The 26502-nt window shown below is 68.5% G+C and carries 21 protein-coding genes and 2 pseudogenes; 16 read left to right on the forward strand and 7 right to left on the reverse strand.

Annotated features, from left to right (window positions below; all coding sequences use genetic code 11):
• The first annotated feature begins 8 nt into the window (after positions 1-8).
• The 5 genes from rsfS to lexA all read left to right on the forward strand — a co-directional run bounded on the left by rsfS (position 9) and on the right by lexA (position 4244).
• Positions 9-425 carry a ribosome silencing factor gene (rsfS, locus tag ACQHI0_RS02060; RefSeq protein ID WP_427906244.1) on the forward strand — a complete coding sequence of 139 codons (417 nt, stop codon included), beginning with the start codon at positions 9-11 and terminating at the stop codon, positions 423-425.
• Positions 422-1081 carry a histidine phosphatase family protein gene (locus ACQHI0_RS02065; RefSeq protein WP_427906245.1) on the forward strand — a complete coding sequence of 220 codons (660 nt, stop codon included), beginning with the start codon at positions 422-424 and terminating at the stop codon, positions 1079-1081. The genes rsfS and ACQHI0_RS02065 overlap by 4 nt, the downstream gene beginning before the upstream one ends.
• Entirely contained in the window at positions 1071-2639 is a 1569-nt protein-coding gene (gene octT / locus ACQHI0_RS02070; protein WP_427906246.1) for a diglucosylglycerate octanoyltransferase, read from the forward strand. The genes ACQHI0_RS02065 and octT overlap by 11 nt, the downstream gene beginning before the upstream one ends.
• Before the next feature lie 3 nt (positions 2640-2642).
• A complete protein-coding gene (locus ACQHI0_RS02075) occupies positions 2643-3485 on the forward strand; it encodes a DegV family protein (RefSeq protein ID WP_427906247.1) in 843 nt (280 codons plus the stop codon).
• A gap of 108 nt (positions 3486-3593) precedes the next feature.
• The gene (gene lexA, locus ACQHI0_RS02080; protein ID WP_427906248.1) at positions 3594-4244 is read left to right on the forward strand and encodes a transcriptional repressor LexA; all 651 of its coding nucleotides are present in this window, start codon (positions 3594-3596) and stop codon (positions 4242-4244) included.
• 5 nt (positions 4245-4249) lie between these two features.
• Here lexA and ACQHI0_RS02085 read toward each other — a convergent pair whose 3' ends face one another.
• Positions 4250-5212, reverse strand: a complete 963-nt coding sequence (locus ACQHI0_RS02085; protein WP_427906249.1) for a DUF2332 domain-containing protein — start codon at positions 5210-5212, stop codon at positions 4250-4252.
• Between the two features lie 178 nt (positions 5213-5390).
• Here ACQHI0_RS02085 and ACQHI0_RS02090 point away from each other — a divergent pair, with 178 nt between their 5' ends.
• The 4 genes and pseudogenes from ACQHI0_RS02090 to ACQHI0_RS02105 all read left to right on the forward strand — a co-directional run bounded on the left by ACQHI0_RS02090 (position 5391) and on the right by ACQHI0_RS02105 (position 11932).
• Positions 5391-6413 (forward strand): ComEA family DNA-binding protein, encoded by a 1023-nt coding sequence (locus ACQHI0_RS02090; protein ID WP_427906250.1) that lies wholly within the window; start codon positions 5391-5393, stop codon positions 6411-6413.
• Between the two features lie 369 nt (positions 6414-6782).
• Positions 6783-8534, forward strand: a pseudogene (locus ACQHI0_RS02095) (ComEC/Rec2 family competence protein); the annotation flags it as partial.
• A gap of 948 nt (positions 8535-9482) precedes the next feature.
• On the forward strand, positions 9483-10454 hold the full coding sequence (gene holA, locus ACQHI0_RS02100) for a DNA polymerase III subunit delta (RefSeq protein ID WP_427909050.1): 972 nt from the start codon (positions 9483-9485) through the stop codon (positions 10452-10454).
• Between the two features lie 281 nt (positions 10455-10735).
• On the forward strand, positions 10736-11932 hold the full coding sequence (locus ACQHI0_RS02105; protein WP_427906251.1) for an LCP family protein: 1197 nt from the start codon (positions 10736-10738) through the stop codon (positions 11930-11932).
• Here ACQHI0_RS02105 and ACQHI0_RS02110 read toward each other — a convergent pair whose 3' ends face one another.
• Positions 11933-12187, reverse strand: a complete 255-nt coding sequence (locus ACQHI0_RS02110) for a hypothetical protein (RefSeq protein WP_427906252.1) — start codon at positions 12185-12187, stop codon at positions 11933-11935.
• Between the two features lie 110 nt (positions 12188-12297).
• Entirely contained in the window at positions 12298-12558 is a 261-nt protein-coding gene (gene rpsT, locus ACQHI0_RS02115) for a 30S ribosomal protein S20 (protein WP_266298552.1), read from the reverse strand.
• A 261-nt stretch (positions 12559-12819) separates the two neighbouring features.
• On the opposite strand from rpsT, the gene ACQHI0_RS02120 reads away from it, so the two are divergent.
• From ACQHI0_RS02120 to ACQHI0_RS02135, 4 genes and pseudogenes are all read left to right on the forward strand, one after another.
• Positions 12820-14493, forward strand: coding sequence for a circularly permuted type 2 ATP-grasp protein (locus ACQHI0_RS02120; protein ID WP_427906253.1), 1674 nt, complete (start codon positions 12820-12822; stop codon positions 14491-14493).
• A gap of 4 nt (positions 14494-14497) precedes the next feature.
• Positions 14498-15476: pseudogene (locus ACQHI0_RS02125) on the forward strand (alpha-E domain-containing protein).
• The gene (locus tag ACQHI0_RS02130) at positions 15473-16315 is read left to right on the forward strand and encodes a transglutaminase family protein (protein ID WP_427906254.1); all 843 of its coding nucleotides are present in this window, start codon (positions 15473-15475) and stop codon (positions 16313-16315) included. The pseudogene ACQHI0_RS02125 and the gene ACQHI0_RS02130 overlap by 4 nt, the downstream one beginning before the upstream one ends.
• Before the next feature lie 66 nt (positions 16316-16381).
• Positions 16382-17158, forward strand: a complete 777-nt coding sequence (locus ACQHI0_RS02135) for an aquaporin (protein WP_427906255.1) — start codon at positions 16382-16384, stop codon at positions 17156-17158.
• A gap of 53 nt (positions 17159-17211) precedes the next feature.
• Here the strand turns inward: ACQHI0_RS02135 and ACQHI0_RS02140 are convergent, their stop codons facing one another.
• On the reverse strand, positions 17212-17763 hold the full coding sequence (locus ACQHI0_RS02140) for a type II toxin-antitoxin system PemK/MazF family toxin (protein WP_427906256.1): 552 nt from the start codon (positions 17761-17763) through the stop codon (positions 17212-17214).
• A gap of 126 nt (positions 17764-17889) precedes the next feature.
• Here ACQHI0_RS02140 and lepA point away from each other — a divergent pair, with 126 nt between their 5' ends.
• Positions 17890-19764, forward strand: coding sequence for a translation elongation factor 4 (lepA, locus tag ACQHI0_RS02145; RefSeq protein WP_427906257.1), 1875 nt, complete (start codon positions 17890-17892; stop codon positions 19762-19764).
• Positions 19765-19778: 14 nt separating this feature from the next.
• On the opposite strand, the gene ACQHI0_RS02150 is transcribed toward lepA, so the two are convergent.
• From ACQHI0_RS02150 to ACQHI0_RS02160, 3 genes are read right to left on the reverse strand one after another with little or no spacing between them, the layout of a single operon-like run.
• Positions 19779-21068: a HAMP domain-containing sensor histidine kinase gene (locus ACQHI0_RS02150; protein WP_427906258.1), complete on the reverse strand. Its 1290-nt coding sequence runs from the start codon at positions 21066-21068 to the stop codon at positions 19779-19781.
• Complete coding sequence (locus tag ACQHI0_RS02155; protein WP_427906259.1) at positions 21065-21757, reverse strand: response regulator transcription factor; 693 nt, start codon at positions 21755-21757, stop codon at positions 21065-21067. The genes ACQHI0_RS02150 and ACQHI0_RS02155 overlap by 4 nt, the downstream gene beginning before the upstream one ends.
• 35 nt (positions 21758-21792) lie before the next feature.
• Positions 21793-22212, reverse strand: a complete 420-nt coding sequence (locus ACQHI0_RS02160; protein ID WP_427906260.1) for a hypothetical protein — start codon at positions 22210-22212, stop codon at positions 21793-21795.
• A 278-nt stretch (positions 22213-22490) separates the two neighbouring features.
• On the opposite strand from ACQHI0_RS02160, the gene ACQHI0_RS02165 reads away from it, so the two are divergent.
• Both ACQHI0_RS02165 and ACQHI0_RS02170 read left to right on the forward strand, forming a co-directional pair.
• On the forward strand, positions 22491-24626 hold the full coding sequence (locus tag ACQHI0_RS02165) for a hypothetical protein (RefSeq protein ID WP_427906261.1): 2136 nt from the start codon (positions 22491-22493) through the stop codon (positions 24624-24626).
• A 45-nt stretch (positions 24627-24671) separates the two neighbouring features.
• Positions 24672-26474, forward strand: coding sequence for a hypothetical protein (locus tag ACQHI0_RS02170; protein WP_427906262.1), 1803 nt, complete (start codon positions 24672-24674; stop codon positions 26472-26474).
• Positions 26475-26502 lie beyond the last annotated feature (28 nt).

The raw sequence follows: 26502 nt of genomic DNA on the forward strand, positions 1-26502 counted from the left end.
GAGACCGCATGAGTGCCTCTACCGAAGCCATCGAGATGGCCACGGTCGCGGCACTCGCGGCCGACGACAAGCTCGCTACCGATGTCGTCGTTCTCGACGTCTCGGAACAGCTGGTGATCACCGACTGCTTCGTGATCGCGTCGGCGCCCAACGAGCGCCAGGTCAACGCGATCGTCGACAACATCGAGGACAAGCTGCGCGAGGCAGGCCACAAGCCGGTCCGCCGCGAAGGCACCCGCGAGGGACGCTGGGCGCTGCTCGACTACGTCGACATCGTCGTGCACGTTCAGCACAACGACGAGCGCAACTTCTACGCGCTCGAGCGCCTGTGGCGTGACTGCCCGGCGGTTCCCGTCGAGGGCATCGCGGCACTGCCGACTCCGGCCGCCGACGACGACGCGCAGGTAGAGGCAGACAGCGAGTGAGCAAGTACGCCCATGTGCGCAACCTGATCCTGTTGCGGCACGGGCAGACCGAATGGAACGCCGCCGACCGGATGCAGGGCCAGATCGACACCGATCTCACCGAACTCGGTCGCCAGCAGGCCAAAGAGGCTGCGCGCGAACTGGGTTCACGCAATTCCATCGCGATCCACGCCTCCGATCTGCGGCGCGCCAAGGAAACCGCGCAGGCGCTCGGTGACATCACCGATCTGCCTGTCATCACCGATCCGCGGCTGCGCGAGACCAACCTCGGTGACTGGGAAGGCCTGACCCACCTCGAGGTCGACGCCGACTACCCCGGCGCGCGTGTGCAGTGGCGTCTCGACGCCACCTACACACCGCCCGGCGGCGAGAGCAAGCTCGAGGTCGGTGCGCGGTCGCTGCCTGTGGTGCGCGAACTCTACAACGAGCGACAGGATTGGCCCGGTCGGACTATCATCCTGGTTGCGCACGGCGGGTTGATCGCTGCTCTGACGGCCGCGTTGCTGGAACTGCCACCGGAGAACTGGCCTGCCCTCGGCGGGCTGGCCAATACGAGCTGGGTGCAGCTTTCCAGTCACGGCCCGGATATCGACCGACCCGGATGGCGCCTCGATGTTTGGAACGCAGCGGCGAAGGTAGCTCCCGATGTCCAATGAAGAGCCTGTCCGATCGGTACCTGATGAGATGTTCCAGCAGGTGACGGCCAAAGCCGGACGGCAATTGCCGGACGCGCTTTTCGGTCCGCCACCCGCTCGGCCCGCTCGCGCGGAGCGCGAGGAGCCGATCCGATCGGTACCGGACGAACTCTTCCAGCAGGTCACCGCGCGCAGCACCCGATCGCTGCCCGATGCCCTGTTCGGCCCGGTTCCACCGCCGGCCGCCCCGGAACCCGAGCTGGTCAGCTCGACGGCGGATGCCGTCGAGTCCGGCTCGGCGACAGCGGATTCCGCGTCGTCGGCCGACGGCGATTCCGTGGCCGACGGCGACGCCACCGACAGCGCGGTGACTTCGGTCGGTGACGATGTCGCGAGCGAGGCCGACGAGAAGCAGGTGGATACCGTAGAGCCTGCGGCGGATACCGCCGAAGTCGTCTCCGAAAGCGGCAGCTCCGTCGACGATCCGGCGGTGGTCGCCGAGTCGTTCGCGGTTGCCACAGAATCGATCGATCCGGCTGCGCCACAAGTTCTCCGACAGGGAACGACTGATCCGGTTGTCGCGGATGCCGAGGTCGCTCCTTCTGTCGACGATTCCGAAACTCTGTCGGCCGGCGAGGCGGCTGCCGCCGACTCCGCAAACGACGCAGGAGCTCAGGTCGAGCCCTCCGCGGTAGGTCTGGACGCGGGCTCCGCTGACGCCTTGCTCGCGCCTTCGTCTGCGGCGCACACCGATCTTGTAGCCGACGTGTCCGCGAACCCCGAGGCACCGCAAGGTGAATCGGTCGCTGAGGCCGCTGCCGGTTCGGTGCTCGTCGAGGAAGCCGTTTCGCCGAGGCCGGTGGAGTCCGCAGCACCGCGACCCGTGCTGCTGGTGATCGCCGATTCCCTCGCCTACTACGGGCCAAAGGGTGGGTTGCCCGCCGACGATCCGCGGATCTGGCCGAACATGGTTGCCGCGGAACTGGATTGGGATGTCGAGCTGATCGCGCGGATCGGCTGGACCTGTCGCGATGCCTACTGGGCGCTGATCGGAGATCCGCGGGTCTGGGCCGCGGTGCCCCGCGCCGGGGCGGTCGTGTTCGCCGTCGGCGGTATGGACACCCTGCCGTCCCCGCTGCCCACCGCGCTGCGGGAAATGATCCGCTACATCCGTCCGCCGCGGTTGCGTCGTGGCGTGCGGGCTTCTTACAACTGGTTGCAGCCCAAGCTGTCGAAACTCGGCCGCCCGGTTGCCCTTCCGCCGCGGGTGAGCGTGGACTACCTGGAACAGTCGCGTACCGCGTTGAACCATCTGCGTCCGGAGCTGCCGGTTGTCGCGGTACTGCCGTCGGTGCACAAGTGCGACGCCTACGGGCGAGTGCACCGGGGCAGGGCGCGGGCGGTCAAGGCCTTGCAGGCGTGGTCCGGTCGCACCTCGGTACCGCTCGTCGACCTCGGTGAGGCCGTGCGCGACGACATCGAGTCGGGGTCCGCGAACCCGGACGGCATCCACTGGGGCTGGGCCGGGCACGCGGCGGTCGCGACGGCGATGACCAAGGCGCTGCAGGAGGTCCGGTAGTCCGTGGCCGTTGTGGTGGTCACCGATTCGGCGGCGGGGTTGTCCGCTGACCTCGTCGCCGAGCTCGGTATCGACGTGGTGCCGTTGCACGTGCTCGTCGGTGAGCGGGAGATCCGCGAGGGCGTCGACCCGATCGAGATCGACTACACCGCCGACTCGGTCACCACCTCGGCCGCCTCGCCCGGTGAACTGCGCGAAGCCTACGAATACGCGTTGACCCGCAGCGACGGCGACGGTGTCGTGGCCGTCCACCTGTCGCGCCTGCTGTCGGCAACCTGGGAATCGGGCCGCCAGGCGGTGCGCGACATGGGCGCCGAAGACCGTGTGCGCGTGGTGGATTCGCTCGGCGCGGGCCTGGCCACCGGCTTGCCGGTGCTGGCGGCCGCCCGCAGGGCGATGGCCGGTGCTGCGCTGGACGACGTCTACGAGTGCGCGGTGTCGGCCGCGACCCGGTCGCGCACGTTCATCCTGGTCAACCGCACCGAGCAACTCCGCAAGGGCGGCAGGCTGAGCAGTGCCGCCGCGTTCTTCGGCAGCGAACTGGTGACGAAGCCACTGCTGCAATTGGTGGAGGGCAAGCTCGAAATGCGCGAAAAGGTGCGAACCCGATCGCGCGCCTACACCAAGCTGGTGGCCGCCGCGGTGGACGCGGCCGCGTCCGACGGTGCGGCGCTGGGCATCCAGCATCTCGGTGCCCCCGAGGCCGCCGCAAACATCGCCGCACAACTGCGTGAGCAGCTGCCGGAAGTTCGAGAACTGTACATCGCCGAGTTCGGCCCCGCACTCGGTGTGCACCTGGGCGTCGGCGCCCTCGGCGTCGCGGTACTGCCGGGCGGCTGTGTCTGATCGCGGCGGCTCAGAATCTCGCTGAGGGCAAACCGCACGCTGGTGATGCGGGTGCGCGCGAGGAACCTGCACTGAAGTCGTGATCGCTGGGGGATCTACGATTTCCCGATGACCGGATACGACGACTTCGACTATCTCGACGCCGCGAACCTGCCTCCCCGCAGGCAACACATTCTCGCCGTGATCAGGGATTCGGTGCAGGCCAACGGCTACGCGCCGAGCACGCGGGAGATCGCCGACGCGGTGGGCCTGCGCTCCACATCCACGGTCTCTCAACACCTGAAGGCCTTGGAGGAGGACGGTTTCCTGCGTCGCTCCGCCTCCATGGGCCGTCCCATCGACGTGCGCCTGTTCCTGCGTGGCGCGCCCGCCGCCGATTCCGACGCCTCGGTATCGGTGCCCGTTGTCGGTGACATCGCCGCGGGTGCCCCGATCCTGGCCGAGCACAACCCCGACGACGTCATGACCCTCCCGCGTGAACTGGTCGGCCGCGGCGAGGTTTTCGGCCTCCGGGTGCGCGGTGACTCGATGATCGACGCGGCGATCTGCGACGGCGATCTCGTCGTGATCCGCAGTCAGCGCGAAGCCGACTCCGGCGATATCGTCGCCGCGATGATCGGCGAGGAAGCCACGGTCAAGGTGTATCGCCGCCGCAACGGCCACGTCCACCTCGAACCGCGAAACCCCGCCTACTCCGTGATCGACGGCGACGAGGCAGTCATCCTGGGTCGCGTGGTGTCGGTGATGCGCCGAATCTGAGGTCGCTACGCCGGGCCGAACCAGTCCAGCGACTGGCCGTGCGGCCCGGCGAACGCCAACGGCTCGTCGTCGAGAGCGAGCACCAACCGGGCCGCCACGCTCTCGCGTCGCGGCAGCCGGTCGGCCAGCGAGCTGAGTACCCCGGTGCCCTCCTGCGAAATCCAGTGGCAGGGCAGGCCCCGCACTGTCGCGCGGAAGTCCGCCCGCGCCTCGGGCGAGAGGTAGCTGAGCACAGCACTGTGGAACACCACCACGGTGCTGTCGCGCGGTGCCGCGTGTACCAGTTCGGTGATCTTCTCGTTCAGATCGCCGGTGACGATGGTCGGTGGATCCGCCGCGGCGATCTCGCAGGCCGCGTTCAGCCGCGACAGCCGCTCGCCCTGACCCGGCCAGACGAGCGCGGACAGCCATTGCCGGTCGTCGCTGTCGCCGGGATCGAGCGGGTTCAGATCGACGCCCGCGCGATGGACGATTCGGGGGAGCCGGTCCGGGATCGGTACCGCCCCGGTTGTCTTGCAGGTCAGCACGACCGGTGACCGGCCGTCGGAAGGATCGAGCGCGGCACTGCCGTAGCGATAGCTGAAACGATCCGGATACAGGCACAGTCCGGCCGAGGCTCCGACCTCGATGAGTGACAGTGGTCCAGGTAGAAGTGCCAGTGCCGGCAGCAAGGTGGCTGCCCGGCCCGCCTCGTTCGTCTGCGTCCGCCGACGCAGCGCGGTCGCCGAGATCGCCGACCAGTTCTCGCGCAGCTGATCGCGGAACTCGCTGTAGGGAACCGCGATCGCGCCGTTCACTCGCGCGGCAGCCAGGACCAGGTTGGGTTGCTGCTTGTCCGTGGGCAACTGGGCGATCAGCGCCAGTACGTCCTGGTCCGTGCTGATGTCCAGTGCGCGCTGGTGATACAGCGGGGAATTGTCGCGTGCTTCGCGAAGTGCGAAGTCGCGGAATCGTTGTGCGAGTCCCATACGTCCATGAGTACTTCGATCCGGTCATGAGCGCACGGTATCTATTCGGGCAGGCCGATTCCGGGCTCGATGGCGCCTGAAGGGTGAGTTATCCACAGGGTCGGAGTTATCCACAGGTTTCTTCGGAGGCCAGGTCGGCGCGTGTTCGCTCGGTCGGCGCAGGCATAGCGTCGCTGCCATGTCACGACACGAAGAGCACGAGCGAGTACGGCAGCGGCTGGGTGGTCTGGCGGTCCGCGAGCGAGCACGACCGAGCAGCCGACCGCTGCGCGAGTCCGGGATGGCGGACGGGAACAGCGCTTCGGACTCTGATGATGGCGAAGGGCATTGGGACGACGACGAACTCGCACCGTCGTCGGGACCACCTGGTGCGGTGGGGACACCAGGGTGGCTCGAAGGTGGTGGAACGGGACGGCGAAACCGGCTGGTGCCCGAGCGCTTTCGGGAAGCGCGGCTGGATCCGGGCCGACGCGGTGCGCTGGTGCTCGGCCTGGTCGGGGTTATCGCTGTGGTGCTGACCGGTGTGATGGTGCTGCGCGATCAGCCGGTGGCGCGTGCGGTGCCGCCGGTGCCGGTGCCGGTGCTGCGGGCGGAGAGTGCTGCGGTACAGCCAGGACCGACTGCCGTGGTCGCGGCGATATCCGGGCAGGGCCCGTCCCCGAGCGCCGATGTCGTTGTCAGTGTGGTCGGCTTGGTCGAAAGCGCCGGGCTGCACAGATTGCCGGACGGCTCGCGGATTGCCGACGCCTTGGAGAAGGCAGGCGGTATCCGGGAAGGTGCCGACCTGGCAGGCCTGAATCTGGCTCAACGACTCGCGGACGGCGACCAAGTCGTCGTCGGAGCGACCGACCCACAGTCCGGCCAACCACGCGTCGGCAGCATCATGATCGGCGCGGGCCGTCCACCGGCGACTCCGTCGAGTACCGCAGGCTCGAACACCTCGCCTTCGAAGCCCGCGGGTTCGAGCACGGTGGGTTCGAGCACCAGCGCCGGTGCCGCGCCCGGCAATTCCCGCGTCGATCTGAACACCGCGACCGAAGCCGAATTGGACGCCCTGCCCGGCGTAGGCCCGGTCACCGCGACAGCGATCCTCGCGTGGCGCACCACCAACGGCCGCTTCACCGATGTCGCCCAACTCGGCGAGGTAGACGGCATCGGCCCGGCTCGCTTGGCCAAACTGCGCGACCTGGTGACGACATGATCCCTCCGCCGTGGCGTAACACCCAGTACGAAGTCCGGTGCACCGCAATCAATGGCAACCGGACGGTCGCGTTCGCGGAGGTGACCGCATGAACTGCCCGGTGTGGCCATGCGCGAGGAAGGAAAGTCGGCGCACCACAGACCGATCCGAGGGAGCGGTGGACGACTGCGCGTCGGCATCGGGGGACACCCGCCCGGCATGTGCGAACGGACTCGGCGAAATGCAGTGCCCTGCGGACGTGGCCACGGGGAATACGGACAGCGGCACGCACAGACGTGACGACCTGGCCGGCGGATGAGAGCAGCGCCGGGCGAGGGAGCAGTACGGGAGGAGCCGGAAGCGGAGGAGTCGAAGCCGCAGGTACTGGACATGCGGCTGGTACCTGCAGCGCTCGGGTGTTGGGCGGCGACGATCGTCGCGGTGACCGTGGGGTGGGTCGCGGGACTGGTGGTGGCGGTTGGTGCCGTGGTGGTGGCGATCGGGCTGTGGGTGGTGTTGCTGTGGGCGATGGCGCATCGGCGGGAGCGGTGGCGGGTTGTCGCGGTGGCCGGGTTGGCGACGATGCTGCTCGGGGCAGGCTTCGCGGCAGCGGGTGCTTGGCAGGAGCATCATGTGCGGTCGCACCCACTGCGAGAGTCGTTCGGGCGGTCGGTACACGTGCGCGCGGTGGTCACCGACGATGCGAAACCCATGCGCGCCGGTGGATTCGGTGGCGAACGTCGGTGGATTGTCCGTGCGGATCTGCGCGAATTCGGACAGGGCCAGGCGTGGACGCGGGCCGGCGGATCGATTGTGGTGCTCGCGCAGGGCAGTGAATGGGCCGAGCTGTCGCCTGGACAGATGGTGCGGTTCCGGGCGCAGGTGCGTGAACCGAACCGTGCCGACCTGACGGTGGCTACCTTGAACACCACTGATGCACCGAAGCGGATCGGTGCGCCGCCGTGGTGGCAGCGGATGGCCGCAAGTGTGCGATCGGATCTGGCCGACGCCTCAGCTCGGGCACTCCCGCCGGACGCCGCGGGGCTGCTGCCCGCACTCGTCGTCGGCGATACCGCCGCATTGCCCGACGATGTGCGCGATGCGTTCGAAATCGCTGGCCTGCAACATCTGTGCGTAGTCAGCGGCGCGAATTTCACCATAATCCTGACTGCGCTGCTCGCGCTCGCCCGACTGCTCACCGCCGGTCCACGGACCAGTGCCGCGGCGGCCGCGGTGGTGGTCGGGTTGTTCGTGGTGATCGCGCGTCCCGACCCGAGTGTGCTGCGCGCGGCGGCGATGGGTTCGGTGACGGTGCTTGCCCTGCTCACCGGCAGGCGAAAACAGGCGCTACCCGCACTGTGCGCGGCGGTGATCGGATTGCTCGCTGTCGCACCGCAATTGGCCGTGAGCGCCGGATTCGCACTGTCGGTGCTTGCCACGGCCGGCCTCATCCTGCTCGCGCCGAGCTGGGCGGACTGGTTGCGGGCGCGCGGTTGGTGGCGCGCACCAGCGGAGATCGTCGCGGTGTCGGCGGCCGCCTTCGTCGTCACCGTGCCGCTGATGGTCGCGTTGTCGGGACGGGTGAGCCTGGTCGCGATCGTGGCGAATGCGCTTGTCGCACCGGTCGTCGGGCTGATCACGGTGATCGGGGCGGTGGGCGCGGTCGTGGCCTGTGCGTGGGGCGATGCCGCGGTGTGGGTGCTGTGGTGCGCTCGGCCACCGATGTGGTGGTTGCTCGGCGTCGCGGATCGTGCGGCCGCCGTGCCAGGCGCCACGATGACGGTGCCGGGCGGCGCGGTCGGCGGTGGGGCCGCGACGGTGGTAGTCGTCGGGGTCGTGGCGGCACTGCGCTGGTCGCACACCCGCAGGCTCCTGGCGGTGGCAGCACTGGGCGTGTCCATCGTGCTGGTTCCGGTCCGCTTCTTGCAGCCGGGTTGGCCGCCGTCGGGCTGGGTGCTCGCGATGTGCGACGTCGGCCAGGGGGATGGATTGGTCTTGTCAGTCGCCCCGGCTGCCGCGGTCGTCATCGACGTCGGCCCCGACCCACGCCCGATTCGGACCTGTCTGGACCGCCTGGAAATCACCCACATCCCGCTCCTCGTGCTCACCCATCCCCATGCCGATCACATCAACGGGCTCGCCGGCGCCCTCCGCGGCCGTACCGTCGACGCGATAGCCACCGCGCCAGGCGAACTCCGCTCAGCGATCGCCAGCACATGCGCGGCGGCGAACCGAACGTCCGCGAACTCCGCCACGAGTCCGACGCGCCTCACCCAGGAGATCGGCTCGTCGCCGGACCACGAGAACGGAGTGGAGTCGTCGCACCGCGCCGGGGTCGCTGGATCATCCTCTAGGGCGTGGCAATCGAGCGTGGGTGCAGAGCCTCGGCCGACGGGAGATAACTCGGTGTGTCCGAGTGGAACACCGGGGGAGCGGGCTCCGATGCCTGAGGTGACGCCACCGGAACATGGCGTTGCACAGCGGGAGTCGCACGGTCACAGCGATGACACCGGTGGGGTCGAACGGGTGGCGGAGCTCGCCGGTGCGGCCGGGATCCCGCTGATGGAGCTCTTCGCCGGGCACGAAATGACGTTCGGCACAGTCGGTTTGCGGGTGCTGGCGCCGAGCCGCGCGGTGCCTGGTTCGCTGGCCGCGGACGAGGCCAACGATCGGTCACTGGTGATGCGGGCCCGGACGCCGGCCGGAACGATCCTGTTCACCGGTGACATCGAGGCCGAGGCGCAGGGGCGAATGGTGCGCGGTGGCGATGTCCGGGCCGACATCCTCAAGGTGCCGCATCACGGATCACGCACCACCACACCGGAATTCCTGCGTGCCGTCGGTCCACGTCTGGCCTTGGTCAGCGCCGGGGCAGGTAACACCTTCGGTCATCCGCACCCCACAGTGACCACCACCCTTGCCACGCTCGGCACCACGGTGGCTCGGACCGACCTCGACGGTGATGTCGTGATCGTGGGGACCGCCGCCGACCTGCGAACTGTGACGACCCGTCGACGGGTCCGTCGACGGGTCCGGCGCGGGAAGGCCGCGCGTGTCCGGTTGTCGGTGGGCGTACGTAGGATCGCGGAGGTGAGCGAACGCCCTGCCTCGGTGCATCTGGTCCTCGGAGACGAGGAACTGCTGGTCGAACGTGCGGTTGCGAAGGTGACCGCGCAGGTGCGGGCCTGTGCGCCCGACCCGGATTCGGTGCCGGTCGACAGATTGCGTGCCGGCGATGCCAGCACCGCGGAGCTGGCGGAGTTGCTCAGCCCGTCGCTGTTCGCCGAAGACCGGGTAATCGTGCTGGAGTCGGCGGCGGAGGCAGGCAAGGACGCGGTCGCGGTGATCACCGAGGCGGCGGCCGATCCGCCCGACGGTGTGGTGCTGATGGTCCTGCATTCGGGCGGCGGGCGGGCCAAGGCACTGGCGCCCGCGTTGCAGAAGAAGGGCGCGACCGTCCACGAGTGCGCCAAGCTCAACAAGGGTGCCGAGCGGGTGGAGTTCGTGCGTGGCGAGTTCCGGTCCCTCGGCGTCAAGGTGCCGACCGAGGTGGTTCAGGTGCTGCTCGAATCCGTCGGTTCGGAACTGCGCGAATTGGCCGCCGCCTGTTCGCAATTGGTGTCCGACACCGGTGGCAAGGTCGATGCGAACGCGGTTCGCCGCTACTACTCCGGCCGAGCGGAGGTCACCGGCTTCGACGTTGCCGACCTCGCCGTGGCAGGCGATCGACCCGGCGCGATGGAGGCTTTGCGCTGGGCCACCGACCGCGGTGTCCCGCACGTTCTCCTGGCCGATGCCCTCGCCGACTCCGTGCACACCATCGCCAAGGTCGGTTCAGCAGGCCGCGGCGACCCGTTCGCCCTCGCCCAAAAACTCGGCATGCCCCCTTGGAAGATCAAAAAGGCCCAAGCCCAAGCCCGCGGCTGGAATCCCACCACCATCGGCACCGCCCTCCAGGTAGTAGCCACCCTCAACGCCGACGTCAAAGGTGGCGCCGCCGACGCCACCTACGCCGTGGAGCACGCCCTCGCCCGCATCCTCGATCTCCGCGCCACCGGCTGAACCAGGCGCGGGTCTGTACCGTTGCGGTCGGCGTGCGCCAGTTCGCGGTGCAGGACCGGACAGCTCCGCTGCGGATTTCGCAGGACCTCGGCACCCGTCCCCACTGATGAGGCGCGCCGCACCTCCATCCAATCGGGATCGAATCGCGATGTCTGTTCGCTGTCACGGCTGGCACAGTTGATCATGCGATGGTTGAGCCGACGGGTCACCGGAACGGACAAGGCGGGCGCGGTCGACGCGGTCGGGGTTCGGCGGGGCGCGTCGCGAGGCAAGTAGTGAAGGTGGTCGCGGCCCTCTTGTCGGCCGCGGTAGTGGTGGTGACGGCGTATGGGTGGTCGACGGCGGGGAGCTTCGATGCGGGGTTCCTGCGGTCGGGGGCGATCGGGGACGACGCTCCGCATTCGCTCGGGGGTGATCTCAATATCCTGTTGATCGGGTTGGATACCCGGCGCGATCAGAACGGCAACGAACTGCCGGCCGAGGTCCTCGATCAACTGCACGCGGGTGACGGCGACGAGGGCGGGTACAACGCCAATACCCTGATCCTGGTGCATATTCCGGCCGCGATGAACAAGATCGTCGCGGTATCCATCCCTCGCGACGACTATGTGCCGGTGCGCGGCATCCCCGGCTACACCCACGCCAAGATCAAGGAGGCGTACGGGCTGAGGAAGGCGGCCGTGCAGGACCAGCTGATCGCGCGGGGAGTCACCGATCAGCGGAAGCTGGAACAGGCGGGCAGGGAGGCGGGGCGGGCCTCGACCGTGGCGGCGGTCCGCGATCTGACCGGAGTGCCGATCGACAGGTTCGCCGAGGTCACCCTCGCAGGGTTCTACGACCTGGCCGCCGCGCTGGGCGGGGTGGAAGTCTGCTTGAACTCCCCGGTCCGCGACGAGGCGTACTCCGGCGCCGATTTCCCCGCGGGCCGCCAGCACCTGAATCCCGCCCAGGCACTGGCCTTCGTCCGGCAACGGCACGGACTGGAGAACGGTGACCTGGACCGAACCCACCGTCAGCAGGCGTTCTTGACCTCGGTGGCCCGGCAGCTCCGCAGTGCGGGCACCCTCACCGACGCGGGCAAACTCTCGGCACTGATGGACGTGGCACATCGCAATATCGTGCTGTCGGATGGCTGGAACATGACCGAGTTCGTCCGCACCCTCGGCAACGCCGACGATCCACAGGTCGAATTCCGCACCCTGCCGGTGCTGCGCTACGACGTGATCAATGGCCAGGATGTGAACATCGTGGACCGGGCGGCGATCCGCCGCGAGATCGCCGCGGCCTTCGGCATGCCGGTTCCGGCCTCCACCACCAAGCGCACCGGACAACGCACCGAGCCCCCGGCCGCCTGGTCGGCGGAGTCGACAGCGGGCGCCTGGCAGACCAGCACGACCGCATCGGAGCCGGAGACTCCCGACGCGGGCAAGCCGGTCCGCAGCGACATCACCTCGGGGCAGGTGCCCTGCGTGAACTAGCTACTCGCCCGCGATGACGAGCGAGACATCCGCGTCCTCGTCGTCGTCCAGATCGTCGTAGCGGCCTTCCCACTCGTCGTACAGGGGAACCTCGTCCTCACGGGTGACGATCCAGGCGGCGCCGTAGCCACCGTCCTCGTCGGGCACCATCACATTTTCGACCTTGAGACCGATACCCAGGATCTCCGCCGCGCGGATCACCTCGGCCAGGTCATCGCCTCGTACCACCGTCTGATTCGCGTACACCGTCAACATGGCGCGAATGGTAGCCCCTCGAAGGGAACGACAAAAGCCGCCGTGGTCATCGAGGCCACGGCGGCTGCGTCTTGCGAAGTATTGCCAGCGAGCACCAGGCTCGCCGGGAATCAGATCTTGTTCAGAGCCAGCGCGAGCGCGGACTTCTTGTTGGCCGCCTGGTTGGCGTGGATGACGCCCTTGGACGCGGCCTTGTCGAGCTTGCGGCTCGCGAACTGCAGCTGCTGAGCAGCCTTTTCCTTGTCACCGCTGGAGGCAGCTTCACGGAAGTTGCGGATCGCGGTGCGCAGCGCGGACTTGACCGACTGGTTACGCTGACGCGCTTCCTCGTTGGTACGGATCCGCTTCATCTGAGACTTGATGTTGGCCACGCCTGTATCCTCTGGTTTCCTGTCGCTGGGTGGTATTCCTTGAAAGCTCGTCGGGCGCGCGCCCACGATGCAGCAGTTGGTGCTGAACTACAGGTAACACCGCGCCGAAGATCGAGGTTACCAGCTCGGCACCGCCCCGGCGAAATCGGCCCTCATCCGGCCGACCGGGGAGGCGACGCCGATTTCACCCGTTTCAGGTGATGCGAAGAATTTACCTGTGTCACACACGACCCTGCTGCCGGGTGATGCACAGTTTTTGTCATGACCTCCACCACTGCGCCGGGTTCGGCTCGATCTGCATCACCGGCCTTGGTGAGAACGAACGGGTTACCGGCTTCCACGCACACCGGTTTGTTCGAGGGATACGGGCCGGGCCGCTTCGCCGACGCGTTCGACGAGATGTTCGACGGGTCGGGAAAGGTGCGCGCGCCGTACAAGGGCATCCACGCCGCGATGGCGGCCAACGACGTCGACGACCTGGCCAAACGCTCCGATGCCCTGGACCGCGCGTTCATCGACCAGGGCATCACCTTCTCCCTGTCGGGTCAGGAGCGGCCGTTCCCGCTGGACCTGGTGCCCCGGGTGATCGCCGCCGCGGAGTGGGCCAAGCTCGAGCGCGGCATCAAACAGCGGGTCACCGCGATGGAGCTGTTCCTGGCCGACGTCTACGGCGAACAGAACATCCTGCGCGATCAGGTCATCCCCAAGCGCCTCGTGACCTCGTGTGAACACTTCCATCGCGAGGCCGCCGGGCTGGTGCCACCCAACGGCGTGCGCATCCACGTCTCCGGCATCGACCTGGTCCGCGACGAGAAGGGCGACTTCCGGGTACTCGAGGACAACCTGCGCTCGCCGTCGGGCGTCTCCTATGTGATGGAGAACCGGCGCACGATGGCCAGGGTCTTCCCCGACCTGTTCTCCTCGCACCGGGTCCGCGCGGTGGGCGACTATCCCGGCCACCTGCTACGCGCGCTGCGAGCCTCGGCCGCGCCCAACGAGGTCGACCCCACAGTGGTGGTGCTCACGCCGGGTGTGCACAACTCCGCCTACTTCGAGCATTCGCTGCTGGCCAGGCAGATGGGTGTGGAGCTGGTCGAGGGTCGCGACCTGTTCTGCCGCGACAACGTCGTCTACATGCGCACGACCGCGGGCGAGCGTCAGGTCGACGTGATCTACCGGCGCATCGACGACACCTTCCTCGACCCGATGCACTTCCGCCCCGACTCCGTGCTCGGCGTCGCCGGCGTGCTCAACGCCGCCCGGGCGGGCAACGTGGTGATCTCGAGCGCGGTCGGCAACGGCGTCGGCGACGACAAACTCATCTACACCTACGTGCCCAAGATCATCGAGTACTACCTCGGTGAGAAGCCGATCCTGCCCAATGTCGACACCTTCCGCTGCTGGCTCGACGACGAACGCGAGGAAGTGCTCGACCGGGTCGGCGAACTGGTGGTCAAACCGGTCGAAGGGTCCGGCGGCTACGGCATCGTGATCGGGCCCGACGCGTCGCCGCGCGAGCTGGACGCGATCAAGCGCAAGATCAAGGCCGACCCGCGCGGCTGGATCGCCCAGCCGGTGGTGCAGCTCTCGACGGTGCCGACCAAGATCGGTGACGATCTCGCCCCCCGCCACGTGGACCTGCGCCCGTTCGCGGTCAATGATGGTGACGACATCTGGGTGCTACCAGGCGGTCTCACCCGGGTCGCGCTGCCGGAGGGCTCGCTGGTGGTGAACTCCAGTCAGGGTGGCGGCAGCAAGGACACCTGGGTGCTGGCCGGGCGCGCGGGTTCGGTCGATCGGGAACTGGCCGGACCCGAACTGGTCAGCGAACCGCCGCAAGCGGATTCGTTCGAACTCGGCCGCGAACTCAGCACACCGCAGGCCAATCAGCAACAGCAGCAACAGCAGCAGACACAGCGGTTGATCGGGGACTAGAGACATGCTTGCTCGAAACGCCGAATCCCTACTACTGGATCGGCCGATACGTCGAGCGCGCCGACGACACAGCGCGCATTCTGGATGTGGCGGTGCATCAACTGCTCGAAGATGCCACCGTCGACGCGGACCGCACGTCGCGCGTGCTGCTCAAGGTGCTCGGGATCGAACCACCGGAGGGCCTGAGCTTGGACGTGTGGTCGGTCACCGATCTCGTCGCCTACAGCCACGACCACGGCGTCTCGATCAGTGACTCCATCACCAAAGCCCGCGAGAATGCCCGCGGCGCACGCGAAGTCACCTCGAGTGAGATGTGGGAGTGCCTCAATGCCACCTACAACGGCATGGCCGCGGCCGAGCGTGCCGCGCGTGGGCTGGGCCCGCACGAGTTCTTCTCCTACATCAAGGGCCGGGCGGCGATGTTCACCGGACTGACCGACTCGACCCTGAGCCGCGACGACGGCTACCGCTTCCTGCTACTCGGCCGGTCCATCGAACGCGTGGACATGATGGTGCGCCTGCTGCTCTCGCGTGCCGGCGACAAGACCTCCTCACCCGCCTGGGTGACGGTGTTGCGTTCGGCGGGCGCGCACGACACCTACCTGCGCACCCATCGCGGTGCCCTCGACGCTGCCAGGGTCGCCGAGTTCATCCTGATCGACCGCCTGTTCCCGCGTTCGGTATTCCACACGCTGCGCGTAGCCGAGGCCTGCCTGACCGAGCTCGATCAGCGACCCGGCAGCCGCGTCGGCGCCAGGCACGAGGCGCAGCGGGTGCTCGGACGCGCCCGCAGTGAACTCGAATTCCTGCCGCCGGGAGTGTTGTTGGAAGATCTGCAAGCCCGGCTGCTCGCACTGCAGAAATCGTGCCGTGAGCTCAGTGAAGCCGTGTCACGCCAGTACTTCCACGCCGCCCCGTGGGTGGCGTGGACCGATGTGCGCAGCAAGCAGGACAGCCGCGTGCAGGTAGAGGGAGAGCTATGAGTTGGCGGATCAGGGTGGTGCACACCACCGGTTATGTCTACGACGCGCCCGTGACGCGGTCGTTCAACGAGGCCAGGCTCACCCCGCGCGCCGACAGCAGACAGAACGTGATCCTCAATCGCGTCGAAACCGTGCCCGCCACAAGGGCTTACCGCTACACCGATTACTGGGGCACCGCGGTCACCGCCTTCGACCTGCACGCACCGCACACCGAACTCGAGGTGACCGGCTCGTCGGTGGTCGAGACCGAGCCGTTCGCCGAACCCACCGAGGAACTGAGCTGGGACGAGCTCTCGGGCGGGCGGGTGATCGACCGGTTCGACGAAATGCTCAGTCCCACCGCGTATGTCCCGCGCGATCGCAAACTGTCGACCGTGGCGCGTCAGCTCTCGCGTGGGGAGGAGCCCGCCAAGGCGGTGGTGCGCGCGGCCGAGTGGGTGCACAAGGAGATGGACTACATCGCGGGCACGACCTCGGTGCACACCTCGGCCCTGCAGGCCTTCGCCGAGCGGCGCGGCGTGTGCCAGGACTACGCGCACCTGACGCTGGTGTTGTTGCGCAGCATGGGAATTCCCAGTCGCTACGTGTCGGGATATCTGCACCCCAAGCCGGGTGCGCAGATCGGCGAGACGGTGGCGGGCCAGTCGCACGCGTGGATCGAGGCGTGGACCGGGCAGTGGTGGGGATACGACCCGACCAACAACCTCGCCGTCAACGAACAGCACGTGTCGGTGGGCGTCGGTCGTGACTACGCCGACGTGCCGCCGCTGAAAGGCGTGTTCTCCGGCGGCGGCTCGACGGACCTCGAGGTCGTTGTGGAGGTCACCCGCCTCGCGTAATGTCCGAGAGGCTCGTGCGGACCCCGCTCCCCGCGGGGATGATTCCTCCCGGAGAGGTGGCAGCCGATGTCTCCCACTGCACAGGAAATCGCCGAAATCGACGTCGTCCCCGAGCCGAAGAAGTGGGCGGCCGAGGGGCTCGGCACGTTCATCCTCGTGATCTGTGGCGTCGGCACCATGGTGTTGGCGGGTGATCGGGTAGGTCCGCTCGGTGTCGCCTTCGCCTTCGGACTGTCGCTGATGTTTCTGGTCTACGCGATCGGGCCGATCTCGGGCTGCCATGTCAACCCGGCTGTCACGCTCGGGCACATGCTGCTCGGGCGGATCAGCGCGATCGGGGCGGTCGGTTACGTCATCGCGCAGCTCGTCGGCGCGTTCCTCGCCGGGCTCGTGCTGTTCGCGTTGGCCAACAATCTGCCCGCCTACGACCGTCCCGTCGACGGCCTCGGCGCCAACGGCTGGGGCGCGCACAGTCCGTCGGCGGTGAGGGGGCCGCTCGGTGAGGTCGTCCTGCAGAACGGCTACGGCTTGGCCGCCACCATCATCATCGAGGTGATGCTCACCGCGCTGCTGGTGTTCGTGGTGCTGGCTTCGACCGATCAGATCTCCGATGTGCCGCTGGCCGGACTCTCGATCGGGGTCACGCTCACGGTGATCTACCTGGTCTCGCTGCCGATCGACAACACCTCGGTGAATCCGGCGCGCAGCCTCGGCGTCGCGCCCTATCAGGACGGGGCGATGGGGCAGGTGTGGGCGTTCATCGTGTTCCCGCTGATCGGCGGCGCGCTGGGGGCACTGCTCTACGGGCTGATCTTCGGCCGGTCCAAGGACGTGCACACCTAGGACCGAACAATCGAACCCCGATCCGAGGTGTTCGGATCGGGGTTCGATGTTGTTCAGCTCCAGCTGTATTCGGCGACCAACCGGTGCGCGACCAGGTCGAAGGTCTTGCGTTCGACGATCGCGCCCTCGCGCCGGATGCCGTCCTCCGGCACGTCGAGCACCCGGTCGAGGCGCACCCAGCTCGGCCTGCCGTCGTGATCCCACGGTCCGCTGCCGATCCCCACCCAGTTGCGGTCGTGGGCGCGGTCGGCCTTGGACGACAGCATCAGCCCGAGCAGGGTCTTGCGGTCGCGCCCGACCACCAGCACCGGCCGGTCCTTGCCATTGGTCGGATCCTCCTCGAACGGCACCCAGGTCCATACGATCTCGCCGGGGTCCGCGCGCCCGTCGAGCTGCGGGCAGTAGACGATCTGGCGGGCGCGGTGGGCGGTCGGCACGGGGGTCGAGGCCGTCGGGCGCACCGCCACGGCGGGTCCGGGCTTGGTCGACAGTGCGTCCACCAGCTTCTCGAGCAGTCGCGGCCCCTGCTTGCGCACGATTTTGGGCCCCTGCTCCTTGGCGATGACGCCTAGCTGCTTGCCGAGACTGTTCCAACTGCTGGCCATGAAGTGAAATATAACGCCGACTCACCCCGGGAGTGCACCCGTGACAGGGCACCGGTTCGGCGAAATGTGACGTCGACGCGCGCTCGGGCGCACCGGTGGCAAGGGCGTGGGTCCGTGCATGGGACGATGGGCCCAGTTCGCCTATACCCCGCGAGGAGTGGAGTGGCTTCCAGTTTTGCCGATACGACGTTCACCGATCCTGCCCGGATCCGGAACTTCTGCATCATCGCCCACATCGACCATGGCAAGTCGACCCTGGCCGATCGGATGTTGCAGCTGACCGGAGTGGTCGAGGATCGGGCTATGCGCGCCCAGTACCTGGACAGGATGGACATCGAGCGCGAGCGCGGCATCACGATCAAGGCGCAGAACGTGCGTCTGCCGTGGCAGGTCGACGGCACCGACCACGTGTTGCACCTGATCGATACCCCGGGCCACGTCGACTTCACCTACGAGGTCTCGCGCGCGCTCGAGGCCTGTGAGGGCGCGATCCTGCTGGTCGACGCCGCACAGGGCATCGAGGCGCAGACCCTGGCCAACCTGTATCTGGCACTGGAGAAGGATCTCACGATCATTCCCGTGCTGAACAAGATCGACCTGCCCGCCGCGGATCCCGATCGCTACGCGGCCGAGCTGGCCCACATCGTCGGGTGCGAGCCCGAAGACGTGCTGCGCGTCTCGGGCAAGACCGGCGTCGGTGTGACCGAACTGCTGGACAAGGTGATCGAGGCAGTCCCCGCGCCCGTCGGCGACGCCGACGCACCGGCCCGCGCGATGATCTTCGACTCGGTCTACGACACCTACCGCGGCGTGGTCACCTACATCCGCGTGGTCGACGGCAAGATCTCGCCGCGCGAGAAGATCAAGATGATGTCGACCGGCGCGACCCACGAGCTGCTCGAGGTCGGCATCGTCTCGCCCGAACCCAAGCCCACCCAGGGACTCGGCGTCGGCGAGGTCGGCTACCTGATCACCGGCGTGAAGGATGTGCGTCAGTCGAAGGTCGGCGATACCGTCACCAGCGCCCGCAACGGCGCCACCGAAGCCCTCACCGGCTACCGCGAGCCGCGCCCGATGGTGTACTCCGGCCTGTACCCGGTCGACGGCTCCGACTATCCGGATCTGCGCGACGCGCTCGACAAGCTGCAGCTCAACGATGCCGCGCTCACCTACGAGCCGGAAACCTCGGTGGCGCTCGGCTTCGGTTTCCGCTGTGGGTTCCTCGGTCTGCTGCACATGGAGATCACCCGCGAGCGGTTGCAGCGCGAGTTCGGTCTCGAGCTCATCTCCACCGCGCCCAACGTGGTGTACCGGGTGGAGATGGAGGACGGCACCGAACACGTCGTCACCAACCCGTCGTACTGGCCGGAGGGTAAGTCGCGGCACGTGTACGAACCCATCGTGAAGTGCACCGTCATCTCGCCGAGCGAGTTCATCGGCTCGATCATGGAGCTGTGTCAGCAGCGTCGTGGCGAGCTGGGCGGCATGGACTACCTGTCCGAGACCCGCGTCGAGCTGCGCTACACGATGCCGATGGCCGAGATCATCTTCGACTTCTTCGATCTGCTGAAGTCGCGTACCCGTGGCTACGCCAGCCTCGATTACGAAGAGGCGGGCGAGCAGGAAGCCGATCTGGTGAAGGTCGACATCCTGCTGCAGGGCGAGGCGGTTGACGCGTTCAGCGCGATCGTGCACCGCGACGCCGCGCAGGCCTACGGTCACAAGATGACCACCAAGCTGCGCGAACTGATCCCGCGTCAGCAGTTCGAGGTGCCGATCCAGGCCGCGATCGGCGCGAAGATCATTGCCCGCGAGAACATTCGGGCGATCCGTAAAGACGTGCTCGCCAAGTGCTACGGCGGCGATATCAGCCGTAAGCGCAAGCTCCTCGAGAAGCAGAAGGAGGGCAAGAAGCGCATGAAGACCATCGGTCGCGTCGAGGTCCCTCAGGAAGCTTTCGTGGCGGCGCTGTCGTCGGACTCGGACAAGCCGAAGAAGTAGGCACCACCACGAACTCAGGCGCCGGTGCTCATCGGCGCCTGAGCTATTTCCACCCGCAGCCGGACCCCGCCGAGCGGGCTGTGGTCGAGTTCGGCTGTGCCGGAATGCAATGCGGCCTGCTGGCGGACCAGCGCGAGGCCGAGGCCGGAGCCGGGGGAGCCCGGTCGTTTGGCGAAACGGTCGAAAGCGGTGGGCGACAGGTGTTCCGGAATGCCCGCGCCGTTGTCGTCGATGGTGATCTCGGCGCCTTCGGCGGTGGCTCGCGCCGCGACGGCGACCTCGGTGGCGTGCCCGTGCAGCACCGCGTTGGCCACGGCATTGGTGACGATCAGCATGATCCCGCCGGGCAAGCCGTGCACCGGAACCGGGTCGCAGGCGGTGAGGGTGACGTCGACGCCGGGATTCGCGCGGCGCGCGTTCTGCACCGCGCGGTCGAGGGTTTCGCACAGCTCGAACGGTTCGAACGCGCCCTGATCGGTGAGCTCGCCGACGGCAAGGCGTTCGAGATCGGTGAGGGTGCGCGCGATGTGGCCCTCGGCGGCCAGCACGTCGGCCAGGACGGCGCCGCGCTGGTCGGCGGGCAATTCGGTGCCTGCCAGCACCTGGAGGTCGGTGCGCATGGCGGTGAGCGGGGTGCGCAGTTCGTGGGCGCACACGGCCGCGAAGTCGCGGGCGCCGGCCAGCGCCTGGCGGGTCTCACCGTGCGCGGTCTCGAGGCGCGCCAGCATCCGGTTGATCGCGTCGGAGAGTTCCTCGGCTTCCTTGGCGCCGCGTCCGGACAGCGGCGGCAACTCGTCGAGGGTGTCGATCTCATGGGTGGCGGTGGCGAGCCTGCGCAGCGGGCGCGCGGCGAATCCGGCCAGCACCCAACCCAATACGGCCGCGACGAGCACTCCGGCCACGCCGATGCCGAGGCCGACCAGCTGGCTGCGGGTGATGGCGGCGTCGACGAGTTCGCGATCGGGATCGAGCCGCACCACCAGCCCGGGCGCGCCCTGCACCTGCGCCAGCGACTCGTCCGGCGGGGTGCCGGGTACCACGATCGTGTGCTCGCGCTGCAGGGGTGCGAGGACCGGCGGCCCCGGCACGGCCGGCGCCCCCGGATCGGACGGTGGATTCGCGAGATCACCGTCGAAGCGCTGCGCGACCTGCACCCGCATGCTGGATACGGTCTGATCGAGCTGGCTGGTACCCGCCACCTTCAGCAGCGCGCCATAGGTGAGACCGAGGGTGACCGCCACGATCGCGGCGACCACGGCAGATACCAGCGCGACCCGAACCCGCAACGACCACGAGGCCTTCACGGCTGATCTCGCAGCACGAACCCGACCCCGCGCACGGTGTGCAGCACCCGCGCGACACCGTCGGCCTCCAGCTTGCGCCGCAGATACGACACGAACACATCCACCACATTGGTGTCGGTCGTGAAGTCGTAGCCCCACACCGTCGACAGGATCTGCTCGCGCCCGAGCACGATCCCCGCATTGCGCGCCAGCATCGCCAGCAGCTCGAATTCCCGCTTGGTGAGGTCTACCGGTGACGAACCCGCGTGCACCCGGTGCCCGGTCAGATCGATCACCACCGCGCCGACTCGGATCGTGTCGGCCGAGGACGCCACGGTGACCGGCCTGCGCCGCAACAGCGCGTGCAGCCGCGCGACCAGCTCGCCCAGATCGAACGGTTTGGTCAGATAGTCGTCGGCGCCACGCTCGAGCGCGGCGATCCGGTCGGTGACGGCACTGCGCGCGCTGAGCACGCAGATGGGGATGTCGTTACCCATCGCGCGCAGGGCGGTGACCACGCCGACACCGTCCAGCTCGGGCATGTTCACATCGAGCACCATCGCGGCGGGAACGGCGGAACCCACCAGGGTGAGTGCGCGGGCGCCGTCGGGCGCGGTGATCACCTCGAAGCCCGAGAGTTCGAGGCCGCGCCGCAGCGACGCGAGCACGCGGACCTCGTCGTCGACGACCAAGATCTGCTGTCCCGTCATGCACTCACCCTAGTGATGTCCGTTGTTATCGCTGGTCAGAAGGGCTGTGCGGGCCGGCTGTCGGCCGAGCCGCTGCCCGGGACGACATCGCCGAAACCGCCGGGCGCAGGGACGACGACGCGGTCACCGTCGGGGTCGATCTGCCGGCATTCCACCGTTCCGTCCATGTGGGGTGCGGGGTTGCCCGGCACCGCGCGTTCGATGCGCAGCTGACGGGGCTGCTCGCCCGGCCGGCCGGGAACGACGTGCTCGAAGTGGGTATCCGGCTCGATGGTCAGCGGGGGCGGTCCTGGCACGTCGGTGCCCCCGGGCGCGGTGCAGATGATCGTGGTCGCTCGGCCGTCGCCGGGTCGGCTGCCCGGGTCGGCGGCGGCGACGCCGGTCACCGTGGCGGTGATCACGGCGGCGCCGCCGAGTAGTGCGGCGGCCTTGACGAGGTTGCGGGTGGCGATCATGGGCGGGCTCCTGACTGTGCGATTTCCGGCCTGCTCGGCCGGTGAGCCCGACGTTATGGCGCCGATCTTCACGCTCTGTTGAGCAATCGTTAGAGTTCTCTTGGAGTGCGGCGCCCCTGGTTCCCCGGGCTCGCCGAAAGATGTTGTTCGCCATAAGGTGAGTACCAACCGGCCTGCACGAAATGACAGGCCGACGGTCGAAAATTAGTGTTGGATGAGCCTGGACTTCGCCGCTGCATGTGGTGGGGGACCACAGCGATGCGAGTGTTGGAGCTTTGATGACGCGTGATCTGCCTTTCGATGACGGTGCCGCGCGCGCAGACGAGCCGGAGGGGTCCGACACGGCCTACCGGATCGCCAACGGCGTAGCCCGGGTGGCCAGGGCAGGCGCCTACGTCACCGGTGGCGCGCTGGTCGCGGCGAACGGGACCGCGCGCGAGCCGGGCACCAGCAATGCCGACAGCCGATACGCCGGCTGGTCGCAGCAGACCGCCTCCGCCGATCCGAGCCCGGACGCCCCGAGCCCGATCGTGACCTTCCCCGACCTGGCTGTCGAACCCGAGCCCGCGCCGGTGGTGCCGCATACCCCGGTCGTCGTCCCCCGGCCCGATGCCACCATGGTCGCCAAGCCCGACGAGTCCGACCGGCGCCCAGAGATTCCCGGCTCCGACGGCGATCGTGAATTCCGGATTCCCGGCAGTGACGAGCAGTCCAGCGGCATCGGCATTCCGGGCTACGGGAACACCCCGGCCGGACCAGGCCCCCACCCGCTGCCGGGCAACACTCCGGACCCCGGCTTCGACCTCCCCGGTTTCGAGGGTCTGCCCGGCCACGGCGATCTCCCCGGCTTCGATATCCCGGGGACGGGCGGCAACCTGCCCGGTTTCGACCTGCCGGGTACCGGCGGCACCCTGCCCGGTTTCGACGGTCTGCCGGGCGGTGGCATCGGCATTCCGGGCTACGACGGCTTGCCCGGACAGGGTTTCGGCACCCCGGGTTACGAGAGCGTCGGTATGCCGAGCGGCGATCCGGCCGACTCGCATGCCCCCGGCGGCATGTTCAACGGAATCGGCGACGTCTTCGACGGTATCGGCCGCACGGTCGACGGTGTCGGTGGGATGTTCGACGGGGTCGGCGCGATGGTGACCACCGACTGGCAGGTCGACGTCCACGTCGGGCTCGACGGGGTGTGGGCCACCTCGCAGATGAAGGTCGACGTGCAGGTCGGCCAGGTCGGCGATCAGCTCGACGATTACGGCCAATGGCTCGGTGACGGGCTGAAGGTCCCCGGCGACACCGCGGGCACCGCGCCGACCGGATCCGGCCTCGGCAACTCGTCGTCGGGTACCGGACTCGGAAATTCGTCGTCGGGTGCTCCCGGCCTGCCCGGATCGTCGCCGTCGGGCGTCGGCCTGCCGGGCGCGACAGCGCCTGCCCCGGCCGTCGTAGCGCCCGCCCCCGCCATCGCCCCGCCTGCCCCCGCGCCCGTCGCGGCGACGCCGTTCGCGCCGGCTCCCGCACCCGCCCCGGCGCCGATCGCCCCCGCGCCCGCGCCGCTCGCACCCGTCGCCCCCGCGCCGGTCGCGGTCAACCCCGTGGTCAGCACGCCGTTGCAGACCACCATCCAGCCCGACGTCGCCTCCACCCCGATCGCGAATGTGTTCGGCCAGCACGCTGTTTCGCCGCTGACCGCGCCCGCCGCCTCGGTACCCGCCCTGTTCACCCCGGCCACACCGACGAAACCCGTTGTGCTGCCCGAGGTCACCGGCGGTGGCCAAACGCCGACGACGGCGCCGGTGACCGTCCCGTCCAAGGTGCCGACGGTCGACATCGAGACCCCGACGACGGTCAAGGTGCCCTCGGTCACGGTCCCGACCGTGCCCGACATCACGAAGACACCGATCACCGTGTCGCCGACCGGTCCGGCCAAGCCGACCACCCCCGACGACGACTTCACCACCAAGCCCGGCACCGGCGGCGTGACGACACCCTCGACGGGCGACGTGACGACACCGTCGACGGGCGGCACCACGCCGTCGACGGGCGGTGGCACGACTCCGTCGACCGGCGGTGGCACGACTCCGTCGACCGGCGGTGGCACCACGCCGACCGTCGATGTCCCGAGCCAGACCACCCCGCACACGACCGTGCCGGTGCCCACCCAGCAGCCGACGGCGCCGACCAAGCAGCCGACCGTCGACATCGATCCGCCGAAGGTGGTCACTCCGCAGACGACCGTCGCACCGGTAAAACCCCCGGTCATCGAGACCAAGCCGATCGCCGCGGAGTTCGACCGGCACGACGGCGGCTACCATGGCGTTTCGGCCGGTTTGTTCGATACGGGTCTCGGCGGCGGCGATCCGCTCGCCGGCGCGTTTCCCGTCGAGCACCACGGGTATGACTTCGTGGTCTGAACACGACGATCTCGGCCGTGTTGATGCAACGAGAGTGAGGAACAGTTGTCTGCCGCAGCCGGACTGCAGACCGCGACGGTGAAGCATCCGGATGTGATGGCTCCCGTGATCGCGCTCGTCGACGAACTGCGGGAGCTGGTCCGTTCGGGCGGCCGCAACGATCTCGATGCCCGGCTCGGCATGGTGCGGGCCAGACTCAGCGATCCGCGGGTCCGGATCGTCGTCGTCGGTGAGCCGCAGGCGGGGATGAGCACGCTGGTCAACAGCATGGTCGGGTCCCCGGTCAGCGCCACCGAAGGCAGCCCGAGCGTGCCGGTGATCGTCGAATACGGCCAGGCGCCGAAGGCGACCCTGGTGAAGTCGGCGCCGGGTGGCCGGGTCGAACGAGTGCCCGTCGACCCGCTGAACCCGCTGCCCGCGCTGACCACACTCGGCGTACTGCGCGCCGAGTTCGCCGAGCCGAGTCGGCTGCTGGCCGACGGACTCGTCGTGATGGACGCGCCGGGTTCAGCCGCCCACGAGGCTGCCGCGTGGTCGATGATCGCCGCCGCCGACGTCGTCCTGTACGCCGCCGACGCCGCCGCCGAACTCACCGAGGCCCAGCTGGACTACCTGCGCCGGGTCGAGCGAGTGTGCCCGTCGGTGGTCTGCGTGCTCACCAAGATCGACCGCAATCCGCACTGGTCGCTCACCCAGCGGCGCAATCGCGCGCTGCTCGACGATGCCGGGCTGAACTTCGCGGTGGCGCCCGTGTCGGGTCTGCTGCACCGCGAGGCCACCGAGCGCGGAGACCAGCAGCGCGATGCCGAGTCGGGCGTGCCCCAGCTCATCGATCATCTGCGCGAATATGTTGTGGCCCAGGCTGATTCGGTGGCGGTGGCGGCCGCGGTGCGCGATATCGCGCTGATCACCGACCAGCTCACCGTCACCCTGCGGGCCGAGTCCGACACGCTGCGCGATCCGCGCAGGCGTGCCGAGATCACCCAGCGCCTTGCCGCCGCGCGCACCACCGCCGATCAGCTGCGTCAGCGCACTGCCACCTGGCAGGTCACCCTCGTCGACGGTAGTTCCGAGCTCAGCGCCGATATCGAGCACGATCTGCGGCATCGGCTGCGCAGTCTGGTCCGGGAGGCCGAGTCCGAGATCACCCGCACCGATCCCGCCCGCAAGTGGTCGGATTTCGCGTCCGAACTCGACGCGCGGATCTGCGAGGCGGTGGAGGAGAACTTCGTGATGGCGCACTACCGCGCCGTCGAGCTCACCGAGCAGGTGGCCTCGAAGTTCCCGCCCGACAACCGGACTCCGCCGCTGCCCGAACTGCGACTCACCAACCCCGGCGAGGTCCTCGAGCCGGTGCAACCGCTGGAACCCCTCGAAAGCGCCAAAGCCGGAGTGGGACAACAGCTGCTCACGGCGCTGCGTGGTTCCTACGGCGGCATCCTGATGGTCGGTCTTGCCACCAGCCTGCTCGGCATGTCACTGGTCAACTGGTACTCCGCGGGCGCGGGCGTGCTGCTGGGCGTGAACGCGCTGTGGGACGACCGCAAGAACCGCAAACAGCGCAGGCAGGCCGAGGCGAAGGTGGCGGTGGCCCGGCTGGCCGACGACGTGATCTTCCAGGTGGGCAAGGAATCACGCAACCGACTGCGCTCCCTGCAACGGGTGCTGCGCGACCACTACACCGAGATCGCCGCCGAAGTGGGCCGTACCGCCGACGAGGCACTGCGCGCCGCCGAGGAAACCGGTCTGCGCTACGGCGATCATCGTGAACTGCGCATCACCGAGATCGACGCGGGTCTGCGCACGGTGGCCGGGCTGCGCGCCCGCGCCGAACGACTCTCCTATTGAGGCGTTCGGCCCGGGTGGTCGAACATGT

The sequence above is a fragment of the Nocardia sp. FBN12 genome (assembly GCF_050320175.1).
GTDB lineage: Bacteria > Actinomycetota > Actinomycetes > Mycobacteriales > Mycobacteriaceae > Nocardia.

Excerpts from the sequence above, each read along its gene's own strand:
- rsfS (WP_427906244.1), top strand. The coding sequence starts at position 9 with ATGAGTGCCTCTACCGAAGCCATCGAGATGGCCACGGTCGCGGCACTC.
- octT (WP_427906246.1), top strand. The coding sequence starts at position 1,071 with ATGTCCAATGAAGAGCCTGTCCGATCGGTACCTGATGAGATGTTCCAG.
- lexA (WP_427906248.1), top strand. The coding sequence starts at position 3,594 with ATGACCGGATACGACGACTTCGACTATCTCGACGCCGCGAACCTGCCT.
- ACQHI0_RS02085 (WP_427906249.1), bottom strand. The coding sequence starts at position 5,212 with ATGGGACTCGCACAACGATTCCGCGACTTCGCACTTCGCGAAGCACGC.
- ACQHI0_RS02090 (WP_427906250.1), top strand. The coding sequence starts at position 5,391 with ATGTCACGACACGAAGAGCACGAGCGAGTACGGCAGCGGCTGGGTGGT.
- ACQHI0_RS02110 (WP_427906252.1), bottom strand. The coding sequence starts at position 12,187 with ATGTTGACGGTGTACGCGAATCAGACGGTGGTACGAGGCGATGACCTG.
- ACQHI0_RS02120 (WP_427906253.1), top strand. The coding sequence starts at position 12,820 with ATGACCTCCACCACTGCGCCGGGTTCGGCTCGATCTGCATCACCGGCC.
- ACQHI0_RS02130 (WP_427906254.1), top strand. The coding sequence starts at position 15,473 with ATGAGTTGGCGGATCAGGGTGGTGCACACCACCGGTTATGTCTACGAC.
- ACQHI0_RS02135 (WP_427906255.1), top strand. The coding sequence starts at position 16,382 with ATGTCTCCCACTGCACAGGAAATCGCCGAAATCGACGTCGTCCCCGAG.
- ACQHI0_RS02140 (WP_427906256.1), bottom strand. The coding sequence starts at position 17,763 with ATGGCCAGCAGTTGGAACAGTCTCGGCAAGCAGCTAGGCGTCATCGCC.
- lepA (WP_427906257.1), top strand. The coding sequence starts at position 17,890 with ATGGGCCCAGTTCGCCTATACCCCGCGAGGAGTGGAGTGGCTTCCAGT.
- ACQHI0_RS02155 (WP_427906259.1), bottom strand. The coding sequence starts at position 21,757 with ATGACGGGACAGCAGATCTTGGTCGTCGACGACGAGGTCCGCGTGCTC.
- ACQHI0_RS02160 (WP_427906260.1), bottom strand. The coding sequence starts at position 22,212 with ATGATCGCCACCCGCAACCTCGTCAAGGCCGCCGCACTACTCGGCGGC.
- ACQHI0_RS02165 (WP_427906261.1), top strand. The coding sequence starts at position 22,491 with ATGACGCGTGATCTGCCTTTCGATGACGGTGCCGCGCGCGCAGACGAG.